Origin of the sequence: Serratia sp. X10, assembly GCF_017811775.1 — a bacterium.
GTDB classification, from domain to species: Bacteria; Pseudomonadota; Gammaproteobacteria; order Enterobacterales; family Enterobacteriaceae; genus Serratia; species Serratia ureilytica.
The window spans coordinates 96,168-118,393 of the sequence record NZ_JAEIOH010000011.1 but is presented as its reverse complement, the minus strand read 5'-3'; the positions used below and the strand labels follow the sequence as shown (position 1 = coordinate 118,393).

The following is a 22,226-nucleotide window of genomic DNA, read 5'->3' as shown; positions in this document are numbered from 1 at the left end:
GCATCGGCAGGTCGTAGCCGGTGAGGTGCAGGAGGCTGTAAATCAACATGGAGCCGTGGCCGTTGGAGAGCACGAAACGGTCGCGGTCAGCCCAGTGCGGGTTAGTCGGGTTGTGGTTGAGGTAGTCACGCCACAGGACTTCGGCGATGTCCGCCATGCCCATAGGGGCCCCCGGGTGGCCGGAATTTGCTTTTTGTACGGCGTCCATGCTGAGTGCGCGGATGGCGTTGGCAAGCTCTTTACGAGAGGACATGTTTTACTCCAGGTCGGATAAAAAAAGCAGTCAAGTTCCCTATTTTCTCAGACTCCACATCACAACGGCAATCCCTAATGCCAAATGAGAGCGAGTTCACCACTTATTAGCACGATTGGACGCTTTTTCGGAATAACACTATTCTCGCCCCGTCTGGCGTACACTAGGCTCTTGCGGCAAGATAGCCTCAAAGCAAAATGACTCTTTTACCTTGTTACCTTCACAGGAAGATGGCGTTATGAAGATCCGTACCTCTTTGATTGCGTTGGGCATTGCCACCTTGGCAACCGGCTGTCAAAACCTGAATACCGAAACCCTGATGCAGTCCGGCGCGCAGGCGTTCCAGGCGGCGACCCTGAGCAACAACGACGTTAAGGCCCTGAGTGATAAATCCTGCGCCGAGATGGACAGCAAGGCACAAATCGCGCCGGCCGACAGCACCTATGCCAAGCGTCTCAACAAAATCGCTGCGGCGCTGGGCGATAACATCAACGGCACCCCGGCCAACTACAAGGTCTACGTGACCAAAGACGTCAACGCCTGGGCGATGGCCAACGGCTGTATCCGCGTTTACAGCGGCCTGATGGACATCATGAACGACAACGAAGTGGAAGGCGTGCTGGGCCACGAAATGGGCCACGTGGCGCTGGGCCACACCCGTAAAGCAATGCAGGTGGCTTACGGCACCGTGGCGCTGCGCACCGCGGCGTCCTCCGCCGGCGGCGTTATCGGCTCGCTGTCGCAGTCGCAGCTGGCGGACATCGGTGAGAAACTGGTCAGCGCCCAGTTCTCGCAGAAACAGGAAAGCGAAGCGGATGATTACTCGTTCGATCTGCTGAAAAAGCGCGGCATCGATCCGAACGGCCTGGCCACCAGCTTCGAAAAACTGGCCCAAATGGAAGCCGGCCGTCAGAGCAGCATGTTCGACGATCACCCATCTTCCCAAGCGCGCGCGCAGCACATTCGCGATCGCATCGCGGCAGAGAAGTAACAACGAGAACGCCCGGCAATCGCCGGGCGTTTTTTATCGTCTCAATACAGGGTTTTCTGCGGCGGCCCGGCGAAGGTCAGCGGCCCGACCTGCTTCATGTCCACCTCGACCACCGACGGCCCCGGGTAGTTGATCGCTTCGGCCAGCACGCCGTTGAACTGCGCCGCCGCCTCGACCTTCCAGGCTTTCAGCCCCATCGCTTCGGCTATTTGAGTAAAGGCCGGCGTATGCAGCTCGTTGTAATACTGGCGCCCGGCGAAATACTTGTCCTGAATGCCGCGCATCACGCCATAACCGCCGTCGTTCATGATCAGCAGGGTGATGTTCACCTGTTCCTGCGCCATGGTCGCCAGTTCCCCCAGGCCCAGCGCCAAACCGCCATCGCCCACCAGCCCCACCACCTTGCGCTGCGGGTTGGCGATCGCGGTGCCGATCGCCATCGGCAGCCCCATGCCGATAGCACCGGCCAGCGAGTGAATGTTGCACAGCGGCGAGATCGCGCGGAACAAACGGCTGCCCCAGACGCTGCCGGAAACGGTGATATCGCGCACCAGCAATCCGTCCTGCGGCAACGCGGCGTCGATGGCGTCGTTGAGTTTGGCGTATTCACCGGACTGCTGACGCAACGCGCTCTCCGCCTGCTGCACCGCCCCCGCGATCTCGGCATCCCACTCGGCGTTGACCTTCTCGCCGGGGCTTAGCCGCGCCGCCAGCGCGGCCAGCAGCGCCACACAGTCGCCATTGATCTGCTCATCGGCCAGATAGTTGCGGTTGGCCGCCGCCGGATCGATGTCAATCTGCACCAGCGGGCGCGGCAGCGGCAGCGTCCAGGTGCGGGTTTCATTACTGCGCAGCCGTGAACCGGCCACCAGCGTCAGGTCGCACTGCGTCAGGATCGCCTCGATGCTCGGCGAGTTGTGGAACGCCCGCAGGCTGCGCGGATGGCTGTCCGGCAGAATGCCACGCCCGTGGGTGCTGGAGATCACCGCCACGCCGGCGTCCGCCAGCTTGCGCACCGCATCACCGCAGGCCAACGCGCCGCCGCCCAGCCACAGCAACGGGCGCTTGGCCTGTTTCAGCCGCTGATGCAGCCGCTCCACCGCCGCATCGTCCGCCTTCGGCAGCGGCGCCGGCGCCAACGCTTCGGTCAGCACCGAGCGGGAAACCAGGCTGCTTTGGATATCGATCGGGATCTCGACCGCCACCGGGCCGCAGGGCGCGGTTTGCGCATCCAGGATCGCTCGCTGGATCACCGCCACCGCCTGTTCCGGCGAATTGACCCGGTAGGCGCGCTTGGAGCAGGCGCGCAGAAAACCGAGCTGATCGCGGGTTTCATGAATAAACCCGGCGTCAGCGTCCAGATAGGCTTTTTCTACCTGGCCGGTGATATGCAACAGCGGCGTGTTGGCGTTAAGCGCTTCAATCATCGCCCCCACCGCGTTGCCCGCGCCGGCGCCGGTGCTGGTCAACGCCACGCCCAGGCCGGAGAAGCGCCCATGCGCATCGGCCATGGTGACCGCGCCCGCTTCGCCGCGCGCCGGCACGAAGCGAATTTTATCGCGCTGCCCCACCGCATCGGCGATCGGCAGATTATGAATCGAAATGATGCCGTACATCGCCGACACCGCGTACTGTTCCAGAGTCCGGGCTATCGCCTCGCCAACCGTGATTTTATCGCTCATCATCTGCCTTCTTAGGGTAGTCGTTATTAGGGTTATGCGTAGAGGTGTCGGCCTAGTCGCTCCAGCGGTTCACCTGATGGCTCAGCGCCAGATACACGCTTTTCTGCTGCATGTAGGCCTTGATGCCGTTCAGGCCCTTTTCGCGGCCCAGCCCGCTTTCCTTGAAACCGCCGAACGGCGTGGAAATCGAGAACGTTTTGTAGGTGTTGACCCAGACGGTGCCGGTTTCCAGCCGCTCCGCCAGCGCCATCGCCCGCGGGAAATCGCGGCTCCAGATGCCGGCCGCCAGGCCGTACACCGAGTCGTTGGCCTGCTCGATCAGCTGCTGTTCGTCGTCGAACGGCAGCGCCACCAGCACCGGTCCGAAGATCTCTTCCTGGCAGACGCGGGCGTCGTTGTTCAAACCTTCAATAATGGTCGGCAGGTAATAGCTGCCGCTCGCCAGTTGCGGATCGGCCGGCGCTTCACCGCCGATGACCACCCGCCCGCCCTCCTGGCGCGCCAGCGCCACGTAGTCCGCCACGCTTTGCCGATGTTTGGCGCTGATCAGCGGGCCGAGATGCACGCCCGGCACCAGCGGGTTGCCGATGCGCAGCCCCGCCGTCAGTTCGGTCAAGCGCGCCAGCAGCGGCTGATACAGCGAACGATGCACGAACAGCCGCGAACCGGCGATGCACGCCTGGCCGGCGGAGCTGAAAATGCCGTAGCAGATGCCGCGCGCCGCCTGCTCCAGATCGGCGTCCTCCAGCACGATGGTCGGCGATTTACCGCCCAGCTCCAGCGAGGTGGGGATCAGCTTGTCGGCGGCGATGTGCGCCAAATGGCGCCCGGTGCTGGTCCCGCCAGTAAAGGCGATCTTTTTCACCAGCGGATGGCGCGCCAACGCCTCGCCGATCACCGAACCTTTGCCCGGCAGCACGCTGAGCAGCCCGGCAGGAAGCCCCGCCTGTTCGAACAGCTCGGCCAGCTTCAGCGCCATCAGCGGCGTGGCTTCGGCCGGTTTGAGCACCACCGCGTTGCCCGCCGCCAGCGCTGGCGCCACCTTCTGCATTTCACTGGCGATCGGCGAGTTCCACGGCGTAATGGCGGCGATCACCCCCATCGGTTGATATTGGCTGAGGGTCATCACCTCGGCGCTGCGCGGGGTCGGCAGCTCTCCCTCCAGCACTTCGCAAGCGGCGGCGAAGTAACGCGCGGTCGCTGCCGCGCTGGCCACCAGGCCGCGGGTTTCCGCCAGCGGTTTGCCGTTGTCGCGCGTCTGCAGCTCGGCCAGCTGTTCCTGCTGCGCCAGGATCAGGTTGCTCACGCGGTAGAGAATTGAGGCGCGTTGGTGCGGCACCAGCCCACGCCATTCCGGCGCGCGCCAGGCCTTTTCCGCCGCCTCAACCGCCTCGTTGACATCCTCGACGTTAGCGGCGCGCAGCCGCGCGTTGACGCTGCCGTCGGCCGGGAATACCGAAGCCATCTCTTCGCCGCGCCCTTCACGCCAGCGCCCGGCGACAAAAATATTCAATCGTTCCATGCTCCGCTCCTGCCGTTCAGGCAATAAAACCGCCGTCCACCAGACGGCGGCAGGCTTGTACCGCGCTCAGCGCCGCCAGGGTTGATGTTTTGGAATTGCTCGCCAGCGGGGTGCCGCTCAGCTCGATGTGAAACTCGCCAAAGTCGCCGCACACCTGCAGACGATGGGTATTGCGCCGGGTGGCGGGATCGACCTGCAGGCGCACCCGGGTGGCGTCCATCCCCAGGCCGTTGAGCGCAATGGTGGCCGCCACGTTGGCGTTGGCCGGGAACAAACGCGCCGCTTCACGCGCCGAACCCTCAAAAAATACCTGCGCCTCGCGCACCGCATCGAGATCGATCAGCTGCTCCGCCGGGCTGCCCCGCCAGCTGGCCGGGCTCTTGCTGGCCTGATAGGTCACGCTTTCCAGCCCGCCTTCGCGCGCCGACGCCAGCCCGTCCATGCCCGCCACCGCGCCGGACAGCACGATCAGTTGCCCGTGATGGCTGCGGCAGGCCTGCTGCAACCGCTGTTGCAATGCGGCATCCGCCAGCGCGCCGGTCGAGATCATCGCCAGCGGCCAACCGCGCTGCAGCACCGCTTCGCCAAACTCCGCCACCGCCTGCTGGCTGGCGCACTCCAGTACCAGATCCGGCCGCTGCGAACACTGCTCCGGATGGGTCAGCGCCTGCACCCGCCCAGCAAAAGCCTCGGCGATCGCCGCATGATGAGCTGCGCGCGCCAGGATCCAGCCGACCTCCACGCCTTCAGGCAAACGGGCGATCACTTCCTTCGCCATCGCGCCATAGCCAATCATCATGATCTTCTTCATCTTTTTCGGCCCCTGTTACACATGACGGTTAAAGCCGCCGGAAACGTCCAGCGCCGCGCCGGTGGTAAAGGAAGCCAGCGGTGAAGCGAGGAACAGCAGCGCCTGTGCCGGTTCCTGCGGCTTGCCGAGGCGCTTCATCGGGATGCCGCGGCGTTCGGCGATCGCCGCCGTCCACTGCTCCCAGCTTTGATCTTTATCGCTGCGCTCTTCGAAACGGCGGCGCCATTGGCCCGACTCCACCATCCCCAGCAAGATCGAGTTAACGCGAATGCCTTTGCCCACCAGCTCTTTCGACAGCGTCAACGTCATGTTGAGCAGCGCGGCGCGCGCCGCCGAGGTGGCGATCATGTGTTCTTCCGGCTGCAGCGCCAGCAGCGAGTTCACGCAGGTTATAGACGCGATATCCGATCGTTCCAGCGCCGGTAAAAACGCCTGCACTGGGTTGATCACGCCGAACAGCTTCAGCTCGGCCTCATGCAGCCAGGCTGCGCGCGGCGTCTGGTCAAAGTGGGCGACGAAGCCCTGACCGGCGTTGTTGATCAGCAGATCCACGCCGCCGAAACGCGCCGTCACCTGAGCGGCGAACTGCGCCACCTGCTGCGCATCCAGCACGTCGCAGCGCAGCGCCAGGATCTCCGCCTGCGGGAAGTCCGCGCGCAGGCTGGCCTCCGCGCCGGCCAGTTTGTCCGGATCGCGGCCGCAGAACGCCACTTTCGCCCCTTCGGCCAGCAGCAGTTTCAGGGTTTCGAAACCGATGCCCGATGAGCCGCCGGTCACCACCGCCACCCGATCCTCAAGCTGAAAATTCATCGTTGGATTGCTCCCGTAAAATCCCGCAGATAGCGGTTGAAACACACCGACGCATCGAGGTAGCTGGCGTGACCGGCGGCGGCGATCAGGCGCAGCGTCGCATCCTGTTCACGCGCCAGCTCGGCCGCCTTCTCCGGTGGCGTAATGCGATCCTGTTCACCGCACCACACCTCCAGCGGGCCGCGATAGCGCGCCAGATAGCGGCCAATATCATCGTTGGCCAGCATCCAGGCGGCACTCAGAAAACCGTAGGGATCGAGCTGCTGCATGCCGTTGCGCACCCAGACGATATCCTGCGGATCCGCCCCTTCGCGCAGCAAGGCCGCCGCCCGCAGCTCGCCGTAGCCCACCGGCCCCAGCGTCTCCATCATCTGTTGGCGCTGGCCGTACACCTGCCGGCGTTTTTCCTCCGGCGCCGTGGCATAGCCCTGCGCCGGATCCGCCAACACCAGCCCGCACAGCCCGTCCGGATAACCAGCGGCGTAGGCGCTGCCGATCAGCGCTCCCAGCGAATGGCCGACGATCAGCGGCTGCCCCAGCTGCAGCTCATCAATCAGCGCCGCCAACGCCGCCGCATAACCGGCGGCGTCAGCCTGCGGATCCGCCAACGGCAGGCTGCCGCCGTAGCCCGGCGCGTCCCACGCCAACAGACGGTGGCCGTCCGTCAGGCCGTTATCGTTCAGCTGCTTGATCCACGAGGCCGATCCGGAGCTGATGCCGTGCAGCAACACCACCGGCCGCCCCTGCCCGGCCTCGCGCCAGCTCAGGGTATACGCCCCGCAGCGCGCCCGTTGGCGTTGCGCCAGGCCGTTCATCAGTTGCGCTTCACTTTGGACAGCGGGTGATCCGCCGGATAGGTCGGGATCTCCGGCTTGGCGGTGCCCAGCATCACGCACATCAGCGCCTCTTCCTCGCCGTGGTTGAACAGGCCGCGATACACCCCCGCCGGTACCGAGATCAGATCGCGCTCTTTCAGCCTGGTTTCGTAATATTCTTCGCCATCCTGGATCATCAGCGTGATGCTGCCTTTCAGCATGAAGAACACTTCTTCCACGTCGTCGTGCAGGTGCAACGGGCCCTCGCACTTCGACGGCAACACCATGGTGGAGAAGGTGAAATTGCCCGCCGGAATGGTGTTGGCGTCGCTGGCCACGCCGGTAGCGCCGGTACCGATGTAGCGCATCTGCGCGCGGCGATATTTCGGGTCAAAGTCGGCCTGGAATTTCAGCGCGTTCCAGTCGTATTTGCGGCCTTCGAAACGGGCGATGCGCGACTCTACCCAGTTTTCCATCGACAGATCCTGCGGCTTGACGCCGGCTTTGTTCTCAACCTGAGACATGTTGTCACTCCTCTGTTGAATCGATTGATTAATCAGTACTTTCTCAGCAACGGCAGCAGAATGAGGCAGCCGACGAACGCCATCACCACCAGGAACAGCAGGCCGTTATCCATATTGCCGGTGGCGGCGATCAACGCCCCCATCAGCACCGGCGCCAGCGCGCCGGCAAAATTGCCCAGTCCGTTGAAAATGCCGCCGGCGGTGGCGCTCACCTTGCTGCTGGTGGCCTTCGCCAACAGCGCGAAAATATTCGGCGCGCCGGCGCCCCACATAAAGGTGCTGAAGGCCATGGCAGCGATCACGCTGTAGGTACCCTGCAGGTGCAGCACCACCGCCAGGCCAAGGCCGGCGCCGCACAGCGACAGGAAGCAGGCCAGCGCACGCCGATCCAGCTTGTCCGACAGCCAGGCGCCCAGCACTTCACCGAGCAGCATGGCGATGAACGGCAGCGAAGAGAGGTAACCGGCATGCTCCAGATGAATGCCTTTGCCCTTGATCAGATAGCTCGGCAACCAGCCGTTCATGCCCCACAGGTAGGTCAGGAAGGCGATATTGAACAGGCAAATCATCCAGAAATGCGGGCTGCGCAGCAGCTCGCGGCGATGCTGTTGGCGTTCGGACACCGCCGGCTTGGCCGCCGCCGCCGGACGCGACACGTTCAGGTGGCGCATGCCGAACAACACCAGCAACATCACTGGCAGCGTCAGAAACGCCATAAAGAAGAAGGTGGCCTGCCAGTCGAAGGTATTGAGGATGTACAGGGTGACCGGGAAGCCGAGCGCGGCCCCGAGCGGCGTGCCGAGCAGCCACAGCATGGTGGCGCGCGCCTGTAGCTGCGGCGGGAAAGCCTGACGAATAATGGCGTAGGCCATCGGCAGCAGCGGCCCTTCGGCGATACCGAGCAGAATGCGCAGCGTCATCATGGCGTGATAGGAGCGCACCAGCCCCATCAACACCATCAGCACGCCCCACACCACCATCATGCCAATCAATACTTTGACCGGATTAAGCCGATCGCCGATGCCGCTGAGCAGCATCGAGGAGATGCCATAGGAGAACAGAAACGCGCTCATCAGCAACCCCAGCCGCGCCGGGTCAAAACCGATGCCCAGCGCCTGCTGAAACTCGGCGTCGGAAAACAGCGCCGCGATGCTGATTTTGTCGAAAAACGCCAGCAGCACGCAGGCGAACAGCGCGATCGGCACCGACCAGCGCACCCGCTGCTGCGGATTTTCGGCAACGGTTTCCCCCGCCCGTCCAGCGCGGGCGTCAATGTCTTGCGTAGTCATAAAACGCTCCCGAGGTTCGGGCGTTATTTCAACGCCATCAAAGAAAACTCCGCATCCGCCAGCTGCTGCGGATCCAGCACCCGGCCGCTCGCCAGCCAACGCTTGCCGAGCTTGATGGTGCGCGCGTCGTTGAACGCCACCATCTGCACCAGTTGCCGATCGGCGTTCAGCGTGAAGAACACCTGCGACTGCGGCGTGCGGCGCACCACATGGTGCACGCCATCGCTCGGCACGCCGAGGATCTGGATATTGACGTCGTATTGATCCGACCACAGCCAGGCCACGTCGTCATACGGGGCGGCGAAGGCGTCGAGCATTGCGCAGGCGGTGCTGATGGCCTGATTTTGCGCGTAGGCCCAGGACTGCAGGCACAGGCCGAGCGTCGGGTGGCGCGCCACATCGCCCGCTGCGAAGATCGCCGGATGGCTGGTGCGCCCCTGGCCGTCGACCACGATGCCGGACTCGATAGCCAGCCCGGCGCTGCGCGCCAGTTCGAGATTCAGCTCGACGCCGATCCCCACCACCACCAGATCGAAGACCTGCGGATCGCTGACTTCGCTGCCGATCCAGGCGGCGCCATCGCGATCTTCCAGCGAGATCTCGCCGCAGCCGCACAACACCGTGACACCCTGCCGGCGATGCAGTTCGAGCAACGCCTGTGAGACGTCGGCGCCGACGCTGCGCATGCACAGCGCAGGCTGGCGCTCAAACACCGTCACCTCGGCGCCGAGACGGCGCGCGGAAGCGGCGATCTCCAGCCCGATCCAACCGCCGCCGACGATCGCCAGGCGACGGCAACTCTGCAGGCCCTGCCGCAACCGGGCCGCATCGTCCCAGGAGCGCAGCGTCATCACGCGCGGGTGCTGCGCCCAGGCGGCGCCCGGCAAACGCGGCCGCCCGCCGGTGGCGATCAGCAACTGCTCGAACTGCAGCCGTTGCCCGTCGCTGAGCGTGACAATTTGCTGTTCGGCGTCGATAGACTCGGCGCGCAGCGGGCGACGCCAGTCGATGTTCAGCTCCGCCACCGCCTGTTCGCTGAACAGCCGGCTCAGGGGAGCCGCGACATCCAGCAGCGCCGCTTTCGACAGCGGCGGCCGCTCGTAAAAATCGTAGGGTTCGTCGCTTATCACCGTCAGCCGGCCGCTGTAACCCCGGTCACGCAGCGTCTTGGCCGCCCAACCGCCGGCCTGGCCGCCGCCGACGATGACAATGCCCGCGTGTTCCGGCCGGTTCATAACGCCTCCGCCTTTTTATGCTGGCGGCGAGTATCGTGATCGATGCCGCCTTCTACCGCCCATTCGGTGAAGGAGACCAGCGAATGTTCCAGCTCGCGCGGCTGCCAGTTTTCCGTCAGATAATCGTCGTTGGTGTAGTACTCGAACGCGCCGCCGGTCGGGCTGTTGACGTACCAGAAATACGCCGAGGAAATCGGGTGGCGGCCAGGGCCGATGAAGGTGCTCCACTGCTCTTTGTTCATGGCGATGCCGCCACCGATCACTTCATGGATATCGCGCACGGTGAACGCCACATGGTTCAGGCCGCGTGGGCGGTTGGGCAGCTTCAGCAGGAACAGATTATGGTGGCCGCCGCGCGCCTGGGTGCGCAGGAAGACGGCGCGATCGATATAGCGATCGGAAACCTGGAAATCCAACAGCTCGCGGTAGAAACGCTCGGTCGCCGCCAGATCGTCAACGAAGAACACCACGTGGCCGATATTGATCGGCTGCGCCTGCGAATAGACCGGGCTGGGTTGATCGATGCGGCGCACGTCGCCCCACTGGTTGATCGGCGTGACCGGCACCTCGACCGCCTGCTGGCGGCTGACGACGAAGCGCAGCGTCATGCCGTTGGGATCGCGGCATTCCAGCTCTTCCCCCACCTGACGAAAGCCGGGCATCAACGCCAAACGCGGCTGCAGGCGCGCCAGATCCGCGGGCGATGCCACGCCCCAGGTCATGCGGCGCAGGGTAGATCCGCCCTCAAACGCCGCTGGCAGCGCCGCGCTTTGTATCGGATGCAGAACGACCCGCGCCCCGCTCAGGGTAGTGAATTCGCGCTGCGGTTCGCCCCAATGTTGCGTGGCGGGCTGCAGGCCAAAGTCTTGCATGAATTTTTCGCAGGTTGGCAGATCTTCGACGCCAAACTCCAGTTTTTCGATTCCGATTACGCTCATTGCTCAGCCTCACGTTCTCGCTGTATACGGTTTTCAGGCATGACTGAACCCCGGCCCCTGTTTGCTGTGGGCCTTATCCCTGCCTGAGTGAAAGAGTCGGTCCTGTCGGTTAGCCGACGTTGGCCTGCGGCGGCGCGCCGAGGAAGCCGGAAATTTTCTCCGCCGCATCGCGCACTTCCATGCGCAGCCGCTCGCGATCCGCTTTCGGGATCTCATCGGACGGCACCATGATGCTGACCACCGCCTCGACCCGCTGCTCACGGTTGAAGATCGGGTAGACGATCGAGGAGATGCCGTGGCGGAAGAATGATTCGCCGATCACATAGCCGCGCGCCTTGTCTTGCTGCACCATCTGCCACAGCGTTTCGCGATCCGCCGGGGTGCCCGGCGCGTTGCCCGGCAGCTGCGCGTCCGGATAGAGTTGTTCGAACTCGCTGCGGGTGGCGCTGGTCAACAACATGCGGCCGAGCGAGGTTTGGTGCACCGGCAAACGGGTGCCGACGCTGACCTGATTGATCTGAGAACCGGCGGCGCTGACGCGGGCGATGTAGATCACGTCGCGCCCGTCGCGGATCGCCAGATGGCTGCTGCACTGGCTGCGATCGCGCAGCTGTTCGATCACCGGCTGGCCGGCCTGCGCGACGTCCAGCGACGCGATGTATTCAAAACCGAGACGCAGCACCTTGATGCCCAGCGCGAAGGTATTGGTGCGCGGATTGCGCTCCAGAAAGCCCAGGTGCTCGAGCGTCTGCACTACGCGGTAGGCGGTGGCCTTCGGCATATCGACCAGGCGATGCAACTCGGCAAAGGTCATTTCCTTATGCTGCTCGCCAAACGCCAGCAGCAACTGCAACCCGCGATCCAGTCCCGGGATCAGATACTTACATGCTTGCTCGTCCGCCATCTCTCGCTCCTGCGCTGTGCGCCTGCCCCGCGGGCTGTCAGTTGAATACGAAGCCGCCGTTGACCGGCAGCAGTTGGCCGGTGACGAAATCCGCCAGCGGCGACAGCAGATAAAGCACCGTGCCGTTCACATCGTCCGGATGCTGCGCCCCGGCCAGCGCGCGCCCCTGCTCATACAGTTGATGGCGCTCGGCGGGCACATACTCGGTGGCTTCCACCCGCGTCAGGCCCGGCGCGATGGCGTTGACACAGATGCCCTGCGGACCCAGCTCACGCGCCATCGATCTCGTCATCGCGATCACCGCGCCTTTGCTGGCGACATAGGCCATCAGGCGCGGCGCGCCCCACAGCGCGGTGTCCGACGCCACGTTGACGATCTTGGCGTGCGGGTTGCGCGCCAGCAGCGGCACCGCCGCCTGGCTTACCAACCAGGTGCCGCGCACGTTGACCTGCATTACCCGATCCCACAGATCGATGTCGTATTCCATCATGGTTTTACCGCCGACGCCGGTCGCCAGCGCCGCGTTGTTCACCAGGCCGTCGATCCCGCCGCCGGCGGCGATCTTCTCGAACGCCGAACGGATCGAATCCGGTGAGGCCAGATCGATGATTTGCGTTTCCACCTGAGCGCCCTGCTCACGCAGCGCGGCGCCGCTCGCCGCCAGCTCATCCGCCAAAATGTCGCACATCACCACCTGCGCGCCGGCAGCGGCAATGGCGGCGGCGAAGCTGTAGCCCAGCCCGCGCGCCGCGCCGGTGACCACGATGCGCTTGCCGTTCAGCAGGCCGTTCACTGCGCCGCCTCCCGCTCGCGCAGCGTCGCCAGCTGTTTCTGTGCCTCTTTCTGCATCAGGCGGCGCAGGCGCGACAGACCGACGTCGTGCTGGTACAGGTATTCGCGGCCACGGGCGTTAGGCGCCATGTTTTCAAGCACGATGCGATCCTGCTCGAGGACGTCCCAATGCAATGATTCCAGGCGATTGCGATACATGAAGCGCCACATGTCGCGCTGCCAGTCTTTGACCTTACGGATACGCCAGAAGAATACCCGGCAGTGATCCTTGTCTTCCGGCACCACCATGCCGATGATCCAGAAGTGGCCGCCCGGCCCGAAACGTTTCTTGTACGGGATCGACAGACGCATCCAATACGCGCCGCTGTTGCCGAATTCCACCCAGTCGAAGTTGACGCCGATCTGGCCGTTTTTCTTGAAGATAAACCCGCTGTCGGTCGGCTCCAGCCCCATGTCCGCCTTGCGATCCCCTTCCGCCATCGAGTGCGAGGAAGAGTGCAGGTAGGTGCCGTGCATCGGATCCATCACGTTTTCCAGGGCGTATTGGTAGTTGCAGTTCCAGCTGGCGGTGCACAGAAAATTACTGTACGACGCTTCGTCCGCCAGCTCTTGCGGGAAAGTCAGCTCAGCCGGCGCTTCATCCGCCGTCACGCCAAAATAGAGGAACACCGCGCCGTAGGCTTCTTTGGCCGGGTAAGCGCGCAGGCATTTTTGCCCCACCAGCGGGCAGCGATCCACCGCCGGCACGTCTTTCACCGTCCCGTCGCCGCCGACTTCCACCCCGTGATACCAGCAGGCGATGCGATCGCCGAGGTTCCACCCCATGGAAAGCCGCGCGCCGCGGTGCGGGCAGCGATCTTCCAACGCGTGTATCTGGCCTTCACCGTCGCGCCACACCACGATTTGTTGCTCAAGGCGGGTGATGCCGACCGGGTTGTTGCCCACTTCCCAGCTGGCCAGCACCGGATACCACATGCCGCGCAGCCCCTGGTCAAGATAGTCCTGCAAGCTCTGTTCGGAGGATGTTGTGTTTGCTGTCATTGTCTTCTCCCGGGTGTCGATCAGAAACCGTTAACGTGAAGGAATTCGCGGAACGTCGCCTCATTCCACGGCTGGCCGCTGCGATCGAACAGGCGGCGCTGATTCAACGCGCTGACGATCTGTTCCAGCTCTTCCGCGCCCTGATCGAAGATCGTTTCCAGCGCCGCCACCAGCGCGGTTTCGAAACCGTCCGGCACCCGGGCACGATTTTGCCACACAACGTTGCGGAACTGGCCCGGCTGATGGATTTGACCGTTGCCGCCTTCGCGGGCCGGCGTCACCTGTTGGGTGTCCGGCAGCCAGGGATTGAAATCGGTGATGTGCTGCATGATTACTCCTCCGCGATAAAGGTGATCTGGATTTGGTTGTCGACCACCCGGGTGGGATAGGTTTGCAGATCGCGGCCGCCCGGCTCGCGCAGGCACTGGCCGGTGCGCACGTCAAACAGCGCTTCGTGCAGCGGGCACTCAACCTTGCCGTCGTCTACAAACCCCTGGCTGAGCAAGGCGTAAGCATGCGGACAGACGTCTTCCAGCGCATAGTAGTTACCGTCGAGCAGGTAAACCCCGATCTCTTTGCCTTCCACTTTGCCGGAGAAAGGAAAATCTTCTTTCACCTGAGACACTTCGCACACATTCTTCCAGCTCATTGCTTTTATCCTCTATCTGATTGTTTCATATATGAAACTCAGTTTCTTATTTAATACAGTCACTATAAGTCTGGCGAAACTTTCGTCAAGCGAGCAGCGCGGCAAATGTTAATGAAAGGTTGTTTAAAAATGACAAATGCGGGAAGGATCACGAAATAATGCACCGATATGAAAAACCTATGTCAGTTGTGCGCTCTTCCGCTAATTTATGGCAAAAATTGCATTGATCCTGGCAACGCATTGCGCGTAAAAGAGTTCTCTCGCCGTCTTTTATACCCAATTTTATAACAATAAATTTACATAAATCAGCCTCACCCCGCGTTTCTGCGCAATGGACTCCGCGGGTAAGTTTACTGCTGCCTGAATTCGTCAACCGCTCGCACTGAGGAACGCGCCGTGCAACAACGTCAACGCTGGTTTGGGGTGATCGCCCTGCTGTTTCTGATCGTTATCGCCTACGCGGATCGGGTCAATATCGCCGTGATGTTGGTCAATCCCGACTTCCTGCAACGCTTCCAACTCGGCGGCGACCGCGCCCATCAGGGCACGCTGATGACGGTGTTTTTACTCGGCTACGGCCTGTCCGCCATGCTGTTGACGCCGTTTCTGGAAACATTGATGGGTTACCGCCGCGCGCTGACGCTGAGCGTCGTGCTGTGGGCGCTGCTCACCGCCGCGTCGCCGCTGGCGGGATCGCTGCTGTTGCTGTGCGCGGTGCGCGCGCTGCTTGGCGTCAGCGAAGGACCGCTGTTCTCGCTCAAGACCATGTACATCAGCGATCATTTCGCCGCCGATGAGCGCGGCAAACCCAACGCGGTCAGCGCGCTGGGCGTCTCGTTGGGGCTGGTGATCGGCTTTCCGCTGGTGAGTTTTCTGATGACGCACTTCGGGTGGGCGATGTCGTTTCACCTGCTGGCGCTGCTCAACCTGCTGTTGGGCCTGGCGCTGGTGCGGCTGTTCGTTCATCCGCTCGCTTTACCCTCATCTTCACGCCCCGCCGATCCTCAGCCGGTGTTGAGCCGCGTCTGGCACACCTTCGCGCTGGCCTGGCGCACGCCGATGCTCGGTTGGATCCTGCTGATCGAGATCGCCACGCTCAGCTATCTGTGGGGGTCCAGCGCCTGGCTGCCGGCTTACCTGACCGATGACAAAGGATTCTCCATCAAGCAGATGGGGTGGATGGCCGCACTGCCTTTCATCGTCAGCATCGCCTCAAAATACCTCGGCGGCGTGCTGCTCGATCGTATCCGCCCCTATCAGGCGCCGCTGATCTTCGTCTTTGGCGGCGCGGCGACCGCGCTGTGCATCTATGGCGTAATGAACAGCCATCAGCTTGGCTGGATCGCCTTCTTCCTGCTGGCGGCCAACGCCTGTTGGGGCGCGCAGGGCGCGGCGATCCCCACGCTGCTCCAGCATTATGCGCGGCCGGAGGCGGTCGGCAGCGCCTATGGGCTGATCAACGGCATCGGCAATCTGTTCTCGGCGTTTGTGCCGATGGCGATGGGCATGGTGATGGCCAGCCAGGGCAAGGTGTCCTCGGGCTTTGCAGTACTGATTGCCTCACAGCTGCTGACGCTGCTGGCGGGCGGCGCACTGTTTGGCCGCATGTTGCTGGCGCGGCAGGTGAAGCGGGCATAGTCTGTTCCCGCACCGTTGCGGCAGAGAAAGCCAATGGCCTTGAGAGGGTGCTCATGGATCTGGACGCCAACAATCAGCAGACGGGGGACATCCCCCGTCGCCGGGTTGCCTTACCGTTCGGATTCGTAAGCCAAAATGGCCGCAACCTCCGTAGTGCCCGATCGGATACGCAGCTCACACAGCGTGCTACGGGTTATCCATGCCAGTGATATTACCGTGGCACAAATAACCACCAGTTTTAACAGGCTCCGTTTGTTCGGCATCATGCCTTCTTCTCCTTGCCTCGCGGCGGGTAAGAGGCTAACTTAACGTTGTCTGGCGTTAGAGTTGGCCTCGGGTTGATGAATATCGACTCGGGGCTTTTCTCTTTGTACCTTTCACGCAGGCTCTAGATACAAAGATCCAGAGCACCCGCGCGCAGTATATTCATCCTCCCCGTTATCCCGGTTCCTTTTTACTGACTCCGTTTCATTTCTGCGCAAAATTGCGCAAAGGCGTTGCAACAGACTGAAAATCGCCGCGCGGATGGCGAAAAATGAAATAAAAAAAGCGGCCCCCATACGATGGGAGCCGCTTTTTCAGCGAGTCGTGGCCTGGCGTCAGGCGTGTTTCTTGGCCGCCTGTAGGTACAGCATCTCCAGACCCAACGTCGCCGCGGCCAGCGCGGTGATCTCGGACTGGTCATAAGCCGGCGCCACTTCCACTACGTCCATGCCGACGATGTTCAGCGACTGCATGCCGCGCACCAGTTTCAGCGCGCGATCGGAAGTCAGACCGCCGATCACCGGCGTGCCGGTGCCCGGTGCGAACGCCGGATCCAGGCAGTCGATGTCGAAGGTCAGGTACACCGGCATATCGCCGACGATGCCTTTGATCTGGGTCAGCAGGTCGTCCACGCTGCGATCGTTCACCTGCGCGGCGTCCAGTACGGTAAAGCCATTGTCGTGATCGAACTCGGTGCGAATGCCGATCTGCACCGAGTGATGCGGGTCGATCAGGCCTTCGTTCGGCGCATGGTAGAACATGGTGCCGTGGTCGAACTTGCTGCCGTTGGCGTAGGTATCGGTATGGGCGTCAAAGTGCACCAGCGCCAGCTTGCCGAAATGCTTGGCGTGCGCGCGCAGCAGCGGCAGGGTGACGAAGTGGTCGCCACCGAACGAGAGCATGCGCTTACCGGCCTTCAGCAGTTTCTCCGCGTGCGCCTGCAGCTTGTCGCTCATATCCTGCGCATCGCCGAAGTTGAACACGATGTCGCCGCAATCAACCACGTTCAGACGATCGCGCAGATCGAAGCTCCACGGCCAACGATTGCCTTCCCAGGCCAGGTTGGTGGACACCTGGCGGATGGCCGCCGGGCCGTGACGGCCACCGGCGCGACCGGAGGTCGCCATGTCAAACGGAATGCCGGTGATGACCCACTCTGCATCGCTGTCGTAAGGCATGAAGTTCAGCGGAAAGCGCAGGAAACCAAAGGCGTTGGACACTAATGAATTATCGGACTGATGGCCTAAGGTGCTCATAGTAAACCCTCGTAGTTCAACAAGTTGCCGGGCGCAGACGCCGGGCCGTGACAAAAAAAAATCCCTCCCGCGTCGTTAGCCCGACGAGAAAGGGATTTATTCGATGTGTGTTTCGGTGCTACCGATACGGCAGATTATGGCCGCATTTTGTTCATGCTTCAAGGGGGCCGATATCGCCCCCCTGAAGAAGGCGGTTACTCGTCTTCCAGATACGTGTAGCCGTACAGCCCAGCTTCAAACTCTTCCAGGAACTGCGCCTGCAGCTCGCTGTCCAGATCGGTTTCTTTGACCTGATCGCGGAACTTGGACAGCAGCGCGCTCGGATCGAGCTGCACGTACTCCAGCATATCCGCTACGGTATCGCCCTCGTCGGACAGCTCGGTCTCGACGCTGCCGTCCGGGAACACGTACACGTCAACCGAGGCGGTGTCGCCGAACAGGTTGTGCATGTTGCCGAGGATCTCCTGGTACGCGCCAACCATGAAGAAGCCCAGCGCCGGCGGGTTCTCCGGATCGTATGGCGGCATCGGCATGGTGGTCGCCACGCCGTCGCCGTCGACGTAATGGTCGATGGTGCCGTCGGAATCGCAGGTGATGTCGAGCAGCACCGCACGACCTTCCGGCGGCTTATCCAACCCTTCCAGCGGCAGCACCGGGAACAGTTGATCGATACCCCAGGCATCCGGCATCGACTGGAACAGCGAGAAGTTGACGTAGAACTTGTCCGCCATGCGCTCTTGCAGTTCGTCGATGATAGGACGGTGCGCGCGGTTGCTCGGATCGAGCTGCTGCTGGATCTTGTTGCAGATGTTCAGATACAGCTGTTCGGCCCAGGCGCGCTTGGTCAGGTCCAGCATGCCGTGCGCGTATTGGGTATGCACGTCGTGCAGATCCATCTGGCTGTCGTGCAGCCATTCGCGCAGCGAGCGGCGGTTTTCCGGCTCGTTCATTTCCAGCCAGGTTTCCCACATGCTTTCCAGCGCGCGCGGCGCGTCGGCTTCCGGCGGCTGCGGTTCGCTGAACTCGTTGCGCTCTACGCCGATCACGTTGGAAACCAGCACCGTGTGGTGCGCGGTCACGGCGCGGCCGGACTCGGTGATCACCGTCGGGTGCGGCAGGCCGTGTTCGTTACAGGCGTCGCCGATGCCCCAAATCACGTTGTTGGCGTATTCGTTCAGGCCGTAGTTGACCGAGCAATCGGACTGCGAACGGGTGCCTTCGTAGTCGACGCCCAAGCCGCCGCCCACGTCGAAGCACTGAATGTTGACGCCCAGCTTGTGCAGCTCAACGTAGAAGCGCGCCGATTCGCGCACGCCGGTGGCGATGTCGCGAATATTGGCCAGCTGCGAGCCCAAATGGAAGTGCAGCAGCTGCAGACTGTCGAGGCGGCCCGCTTCACGCAAGGTTTCCACCAGCTTCAGCACCTGCACCGCCGCCAGACCGAACTTGGATTTTTCGCCGCCGCTCGACTGCCATTTGCCGGAGCCTTGCGATGCCAGACGCGCACGCACGCCCAGGCGCGGTATGACGTTCAGCCGCTCGGCTTCTTCCAGCACCAGATTGATCTCGGACATCTTCTCGATCACCAGGTACACCTTGTGCCCCAGCTTTTCCCCGATCAGCGCCAAACGAATATATTCACGATCTTTATAACCATTACAGACGATCACCGAGCGGGTCATGCCGGCATGCGCCAGCACCGCCATCAGTTCGGCCTTGGAGCCGGCTTCCAGCCCCAGCGGTTCGCCGGAGTTCACCAGCGATTCAATCACGCGGCGATGTTGGTTCACCTTGATCGGGTACACCAGGAAATAGCCGCCCTGGTAACCGAAGGACTCACGCGCACGTTTGAACGCGGCGTTGATAGAGCGCAGGCGATGCTGAAGGATCTGCGGGAAGCAGAACAGCGCCGGCAGACGTTGGCCGTCTTGCTGGCGCGTTTTCACCAGTTCTGCCAGATCGACGCGCGCCTGCGGGACATCCGGATCCGGGCACACGCTGATATGGCCCAGCTCGTTGACGTCATAGTAATTGTTGCCCCAGTAGGCGACGTTATAAGTACGCAGCATCTTGCTGGCATTACGATCATTCATGGCAACCTCCTGCATGGAGCGCAAAGATAAAGACTCGCCCGCAACCGGCGGACGGTGAATCAACAGATCATCAGACATGGTTCGCCTCACATTCCGTACTGACGAAACCGTCAGCCACTATCGCAGCTACAACCCGCGAGAACAACCCAACAAGCCGCGCCGGCGGCAGCGAAGAGAACTGCCGTTCGCGGTCAGCGATCGGTTTATCACTCATATAATTGTAAGACACCCTGTTCAAACCTCGTGAATCGGGCCAAGAAACATCCCACAGGAAGGCTGCAGGCTACCCTTGTTCAGTTCTTCAGACGACCGTTAGCCGGCCCGAGAATCCTGAGTAGCGGCCAAGTGTTTATCGCACCTGGTAAGTGACAGAGAGACAAGACGGGAAATAGCAGAAGAATGTGCGCCAGAACGGCACTGCTGTTGAGAACCAACAACCGGTAGACAACGGATCATTAATCCAACCACCTCCACGCGCGCCGTTCGGAGTGAACGACCCAGCCTCTAAAATAGTGTAAGAACGTGACCGTTCGATGAAGCGGCGGCGCCACGGCGAACGCCCGCGACGGATAATAGCGCAATGCCGGCGAATGCAAAGCGGAAGTTTATCGTACCTTCCCCACGCCAGACCGCCGTACTGTGCAGCAAATGAACCGCGCGCGCAGTTTATACCGGTAAGCAAGTGAAAAAGCAAAATGAAAATTCGCCGAAAACTGTTTCAAGCGATGAAAATGGCGCCACCCCGTTTGCGCAAAAGAGCGAAAGCGCAAAAAACTACTGGCAATCTGGCTAAACCCTGACCTAAAATAGACGTCCAGATGTTAATCCATCTATACTGGTTAACTGATAAACTGCTTAACGGCTTTGCCTGAGGGGCGTTGCAGGATGCATCTCGCACCATCAGCGGAAGACCCTTCGCTTCGATGCCGGATCTCCAGCGCTGTGCAGTAATTTCTAACCCGTCTTATGCAAGGTAAAGAACACAATGGCTAAACACCTCTTCACGTCCGAATCCGTCTCCGAAGGACATCCAGATAAAATCGCCGACCAGATCTCCGATGCCGTCCTCGACGCCATCCTGGAGCAAGATCCGAAAGCGCGCGTCGCCTGCGAAACCTACGTGAAAACCGGTATGGTGCTGGTCGGCGGTGAAATCACCACCAGCGCCTGGGTCGATATCGAAGAGATCACCCGCAAGACCGTGCGCGAGATCGGCTACGTTCATTCGGACATGGGCTTTGACGCCAACTCCTGCGCAGTGTTGAGCGCCATCGGCAAGCAATCCCCGGATATCAATCAGGGCGTTGACCGTACCGATCCTCTCGAGCAGGGCGCCGGCGATCAGGGCTTGATGTTTGGCTACGCCACCAATGAAACCGACGTGCTGATGCCTGCGCCTGTCACCTACGCGCACCGTCTGGTGCAGCGCCAATCCGAAGTGCGTAAGAACGGCACCCTGCCGTGGCTGCGCCCGGACGCGAAGAGCCAGGTGACCTTCCAATACGACGACGGCAAAATCGTCGGCATCGACGCCGTCGTTCTGTCCACCCAGCACTCAGAAGACATCTCGCTGAAAGATCTGCAAGAAGCGGTGATGGAAGAGATCATCAAGCCGGTACTGCCGGCGGAATGGCTGACGGCGGGCACCAAATACCACATCAACCCGACCGGCCGTTTCGTTATCGGCGGCCCGATGGGCGACTGCGGCCTCACCGGCCGTAAGATCATCGTCGACACCTACGGCGGCATGGCTCGCCACGGCGGCGGTGCCTTCTCCGGTAAGGACCCGTCCAAGGTTGACCGTTCCGCGGCATACGCGGCGCGCTACGTGGCGAAAAACATCGTCGCCGCCGGCCTGGCCGATCGCTGCGAGATCCAGGTGTCTTACGCTATCGGCGTAGCGGAACCGACCTCCATCATGGTGGAAACCTTCGGTACCGAGAAAGTGCCAACCGAACAGCTGACGCTGCTGGTGCGCGAATTCTTCGATCTGCGCCCATACGGCCTGATCCAGATGATGGATCTGCTGCAGCCGATCTACCGCGAAACCGCCGCCTACGGCCACTTCGGCCGCGAACACTTCCCATGGGAAGCGACCGACAAAGCTGAGCTGCTGCGCGATGCCGCCGGCCTGAAATAAGCCCCGACATCAACATGAAAAACGGCGAGCCAAGGCTCGCCGTTTTTTTTGAACGGATGGGTGCTCATGGATCAACGCATCGACTGCCGGCTAGCGGAGGCCAAGCCCCCGCCGCTGGGTTGCCTTACCGTTCGGATTCGTAAGCCAAAATGGCCGCAACCTCCGTAGTGCCCGATCGGATACGCAGCTCACACAGCGTGCTGCGGGTTATCCATGCCAGTGATATTACCGTGGCACAAATAACCACCAGTTTTAACAGGCTCCGTTTGTTCGGCATCATGCCTTCTTCTCCTTGCCTCGCGGCGGGTAAGAGGCTAACTTAACGTTGTCACGCGTTAGAGTAGGCCTCGGGTTGATGGATATCGACTCGGGGCTTTTCTCTTTGTATCTTTCGCACGGGCTCCAGAGACAAAGATCCAGAGCACCCGCCCGCAGTATATTCACCTCCCCCTCTCTTCCCGCGTTCCTTTTCACGTTAAATGTCTTTCTTGCGCAGCGACACGCAACGCCTTGCAAGGCGTTGAAAAAAGGCCCAGCAACGCTGGGCCCTTGATGGAGGAGAAGGCAAAGTAGGGGTGA

General features: G+C 61.9%; 21 protein-coding genes and 1 pseudogene. 3 read left to right on the top strand and 19 right to left on the bottom strand.

Features of this window, described 5'->3' with window-relative positions:
* Positions 1–253: pseudogene (locus J9788_RS24100) on the bottom strand (transketolase); the annotation flags it as partial.
* A 238-nt stretch (positions 254–491) separates the two neighbouring features.
* Between J9788_RS24100 and J9788_RS24095 the strand changes: the two are divergent.
* Positions 492–1,244 carry a M48 family metallopeptidase gene (locus tag J9788_RS24095; protein ID WP_004937650.1) on the top strand — a complete coding sequence of 251 codons (753 nt, stop codon included), beginning with the start codon at positions 492–494 and terminating at the stop codon, positions 1,242–1,244.
* A gap of 41 nt (positions 1,245–1,285) precedes the next feature.
* Here J9788_RS24095 and J9788_RS24090 read toward each other — a convergent pair whose 3' ends face one another.
* From J9788_RS24090 to J9788_RS24025, 14 genes are all read right to left on the bottom strand, one after another.
* Positions 1,286–2,926: a thiamine pyrophosphate-binding protein gene (locus J9788_RS24090; RefSeq protein ID WP_182265483.1), complete on the bottom strand. Its 1,641-nt coding sequence runs from the start codon at positions 2,924–2,926 to the stop codon at positions 1,286–1,288.
* A 52-nt stretch (positions 2,927–2,978) separates the two neighbouring features.
* Entirely contained in the window at positions 2,979–4,448 is a 1,470-nt protein-coding gene (locus tag J9788_RS24085) for an aldehyde dehydrogenase (protein WP_142002942.1), read from the bottom strand.
* 16 nt (positions 4,449–4,464) lie between these two features.
* A complete protein-coding gene (locus J9788_RS24080; protein WP_182265346.1) occupies positions 4,465–5,259 on the bottom strand; it encodes an aspartate dehydrogenase in 795 nt (264 codons plus the stop codon).
* A 15-nt stretch (positions 5,260–5,274) separates the two neighbouring features.
* Positions 5,275–6,069, bottom strand: a complete 795-nt coding sequence (locus J9788_RS24075; protein WP_046897350.1) for an SDR family oxidoreductase — start codon at positions 6,067–6,069, stop codon at positions 5,275–5,277.
* Positions 6,066–6,884, bottom strand: coding sequence for an alpha/beta fold hydrolase (locus tag J9788_RS24070; RefSeq protein ID WP_182265347.1), 819 nt, complete (start codon positions 6,882–6,884; stop codon positions 6,066–6,068). Before J9788_RS24070 ends, J9788_RS24075 begins: the two co-directional genes overlap by 4 nt.
* A complete protein-coding gene (locus tag J9788_RS24065) occupies positions 6,884–7,408 on the bottom strand; it encodes a cupin domain-containing protein (protein ID WP_004937634.1) in 525 nt (174 codons plus the stop codon). Before J9788_RS24065 ends, J9788_RS24070 begins: the two co-directional genes overlap by 1 nt.
* 32 nt (positions 7,409–7,440) lie before the next feature.
* A complete protein-coding gene (locus J9788_RS24060; RefSeq protein WP_033652738.1) occupies positions 7,441–8,697 on the bottom strand; it encodes an MFS transporter in 1,257 nt (418 codons plus the stop codon).
* A 23-nt stretch (positions 8,698–8,720) separates the two neighbouring features.
* Positions 8,721–9,932 (bottom strand): NAD(P)/FAD-dependent oxidoreductase, encoded by a 1,212-nt coding sequence (locus J9788_RS24055; RefSeq protein ID WP_182265348.1) that lies wholly within the window; start codon positions 9,930–9,932, stop codon positions 8,721–8,723.
* Positions 9,929–10,870: a VOC family protein gene (locus J9788_RS24050; protein ID WP_182265349.1), complete on the bottom strand. Its 942-nt coding sequence runs from the start codon at positions 10,868–10,870 to the stop codon at positions 9,929–9,931. The genes J9788_RS24055 and J9788_RS24050 overlap by 4 nt, the downstream gene beginning before the upstream one ends.
* Positions 10,871–10,979: 109 nt before the next feature.
* Positions 10,980–11,774 carry an IclR family transcriptional regulator gene (locus J9788_RS24045; RefSeq protein WP_004937625.1) on the bottom strand — a complete coding sequence of 265 codons (795 nt, stop codon included), beginning with the start codon at positions 11,772–11,774 and terminating at the stop codon, positions 10,980–10,982.
* Between the two features lie 37 nt (positions 11,775–11,811).
* Positions 11,812–12,567: an SDR family oxidoreductase gene (locus tag J9788_RS24040; RefSeq protein ID WP_182265350.1), complete on the bottom strand. Its 756-nt coding sequence runs from the start codon at positions 12,565–12,567 to the stop codon at positions 11,812–11,814.
* Positions 12,564–13,607, bottom strand: coding sequence for an aromatic ring-hydroxylating dioxygenase subunit alpha (locus J9788_RS24035; RefSeq protein WP_046897344.1), 1,044 nt, complete (start codon positions 13,605–13,607; stop codon positions 12,564–12,566). The genes J9788_RS24040 and J9788_RS24035 overlap by 4 nt, the downstream gene beginning before the upstream one ends.
* A gap of 20 nt (positions 13,608–13,627) precedes the next feature.
* Positions 13,628–13,936, bottom strand: coding sequence for a recombinase-like helix-turn-helix domain-containing protein (locus tag J9788_RS24030; RefSeq protein ID WP_019456046.1), 309 nt, complete (start codon positions 13,934–13,936; stop codon positions 13,628–13,630).
* Positions 13,937–13,938: 2 nt separating this feature from the next.
* Positions 13,939–14,256, bottom strand: coding sequence for a non-heme iron oxygenase ferredoxin subunit (locus J9788_RS24025; RefSeq protein ID WP_004937614.1), 318 nt, complete (start codon positions 14,254–14,256; stop codon positions 13,939–13,941).
* 396 nt (positions 14,257–14,652) lie between these two features.
* Here J9788_RS24025 and J9788_RS24020 point away from each other — a divergent pair, with 396 nt between their 5' ends.
* Complete coding sequence (locus J9788_RS24020) at positions 14,653–15,894, top strand: MFS transporter (RefSeq protein WP_182265351.1); 1,242 nt, start codon at positions 14,653–14,655, stop codon at positions 15,892–15,894.
* Positions 15,895–16,004: 110 nt separating this feature from the next.
* Here J9788_RS24020 and J9788_RS24015 read toward each other — a convergent pair whose 3' ends face one another.
* From J9788_RS24015 to speA, 3 genes are all read right to left on the bottom strand, one after another.
* Entirely contained in the window at positions 16,005–16,157 is a 153-nt protein-coding gene (locus J9788_RS24015) for a Hok/Gef family protein (protein ID WP_004937610.1), read from the bottom strand.
* Between the two features lie 336 nt (positions 16,158–16,493).
* On the bottom strand, positions 16,494–17,414 hold the full coding sequence (gene speB / locus J9788_RS24010) for an agmatinase (RefSeq protein WP_004937606.1): 921 nt from the start codon (positions 17,412–17,414) through the stop codon (positions 16,494–16,496).
* A gap of 194 nt (positions 17,415–17,608) precedes the next feature.
* A complete protein-coding gene (gene speA, locus J9788_RS24005; RefSeq protein WP_004937600.1) occupies positions 17,609–19,585 on the bottom strand; it encodes a biosynthetic arginine decarboxylase in 1,977 nt (658 codons plus the stop codon).
* A 907-nt stretch (positions 19,586–20,492) separates the two neighbouring features.
* On the opposite strand from speA, the gene metK reads away from it, so the two are divergent.
* Positions 20,493–21,647 carry a methionine adenosyltransferase gene (metK, locus tag J9788_RS23995; protein WP_046897341.1) on the top strand — a complete coding sequence of 385 codons (1,155 nt, stop codon included), beginning with the start codon at positions 20,493–20,495 and terminating at the stop codon, positions 21,645–21,647.
* Between the two features lie 124 nt (positions 21,648–21,771).
* Here the strand turns inward: metK and J9788_RS23990 are convergent, their stop codons facing one another.
* Positions 21,772–21,924 carry a Hok/Gef family protein gene (locus tag J9788_RS23990; RefSeq protein ID WP_004937610.1) on the bottom strand — a complete coding sequence of 51 codons (153 nt, stop codon included), beginning with the start codon at positions 21,922–21,924 and terminating at the stop codon, positions 21,772–21,774.
* Between the last annotated feature and the right edge of the window lie 302 nt (positions 21,925–22,226).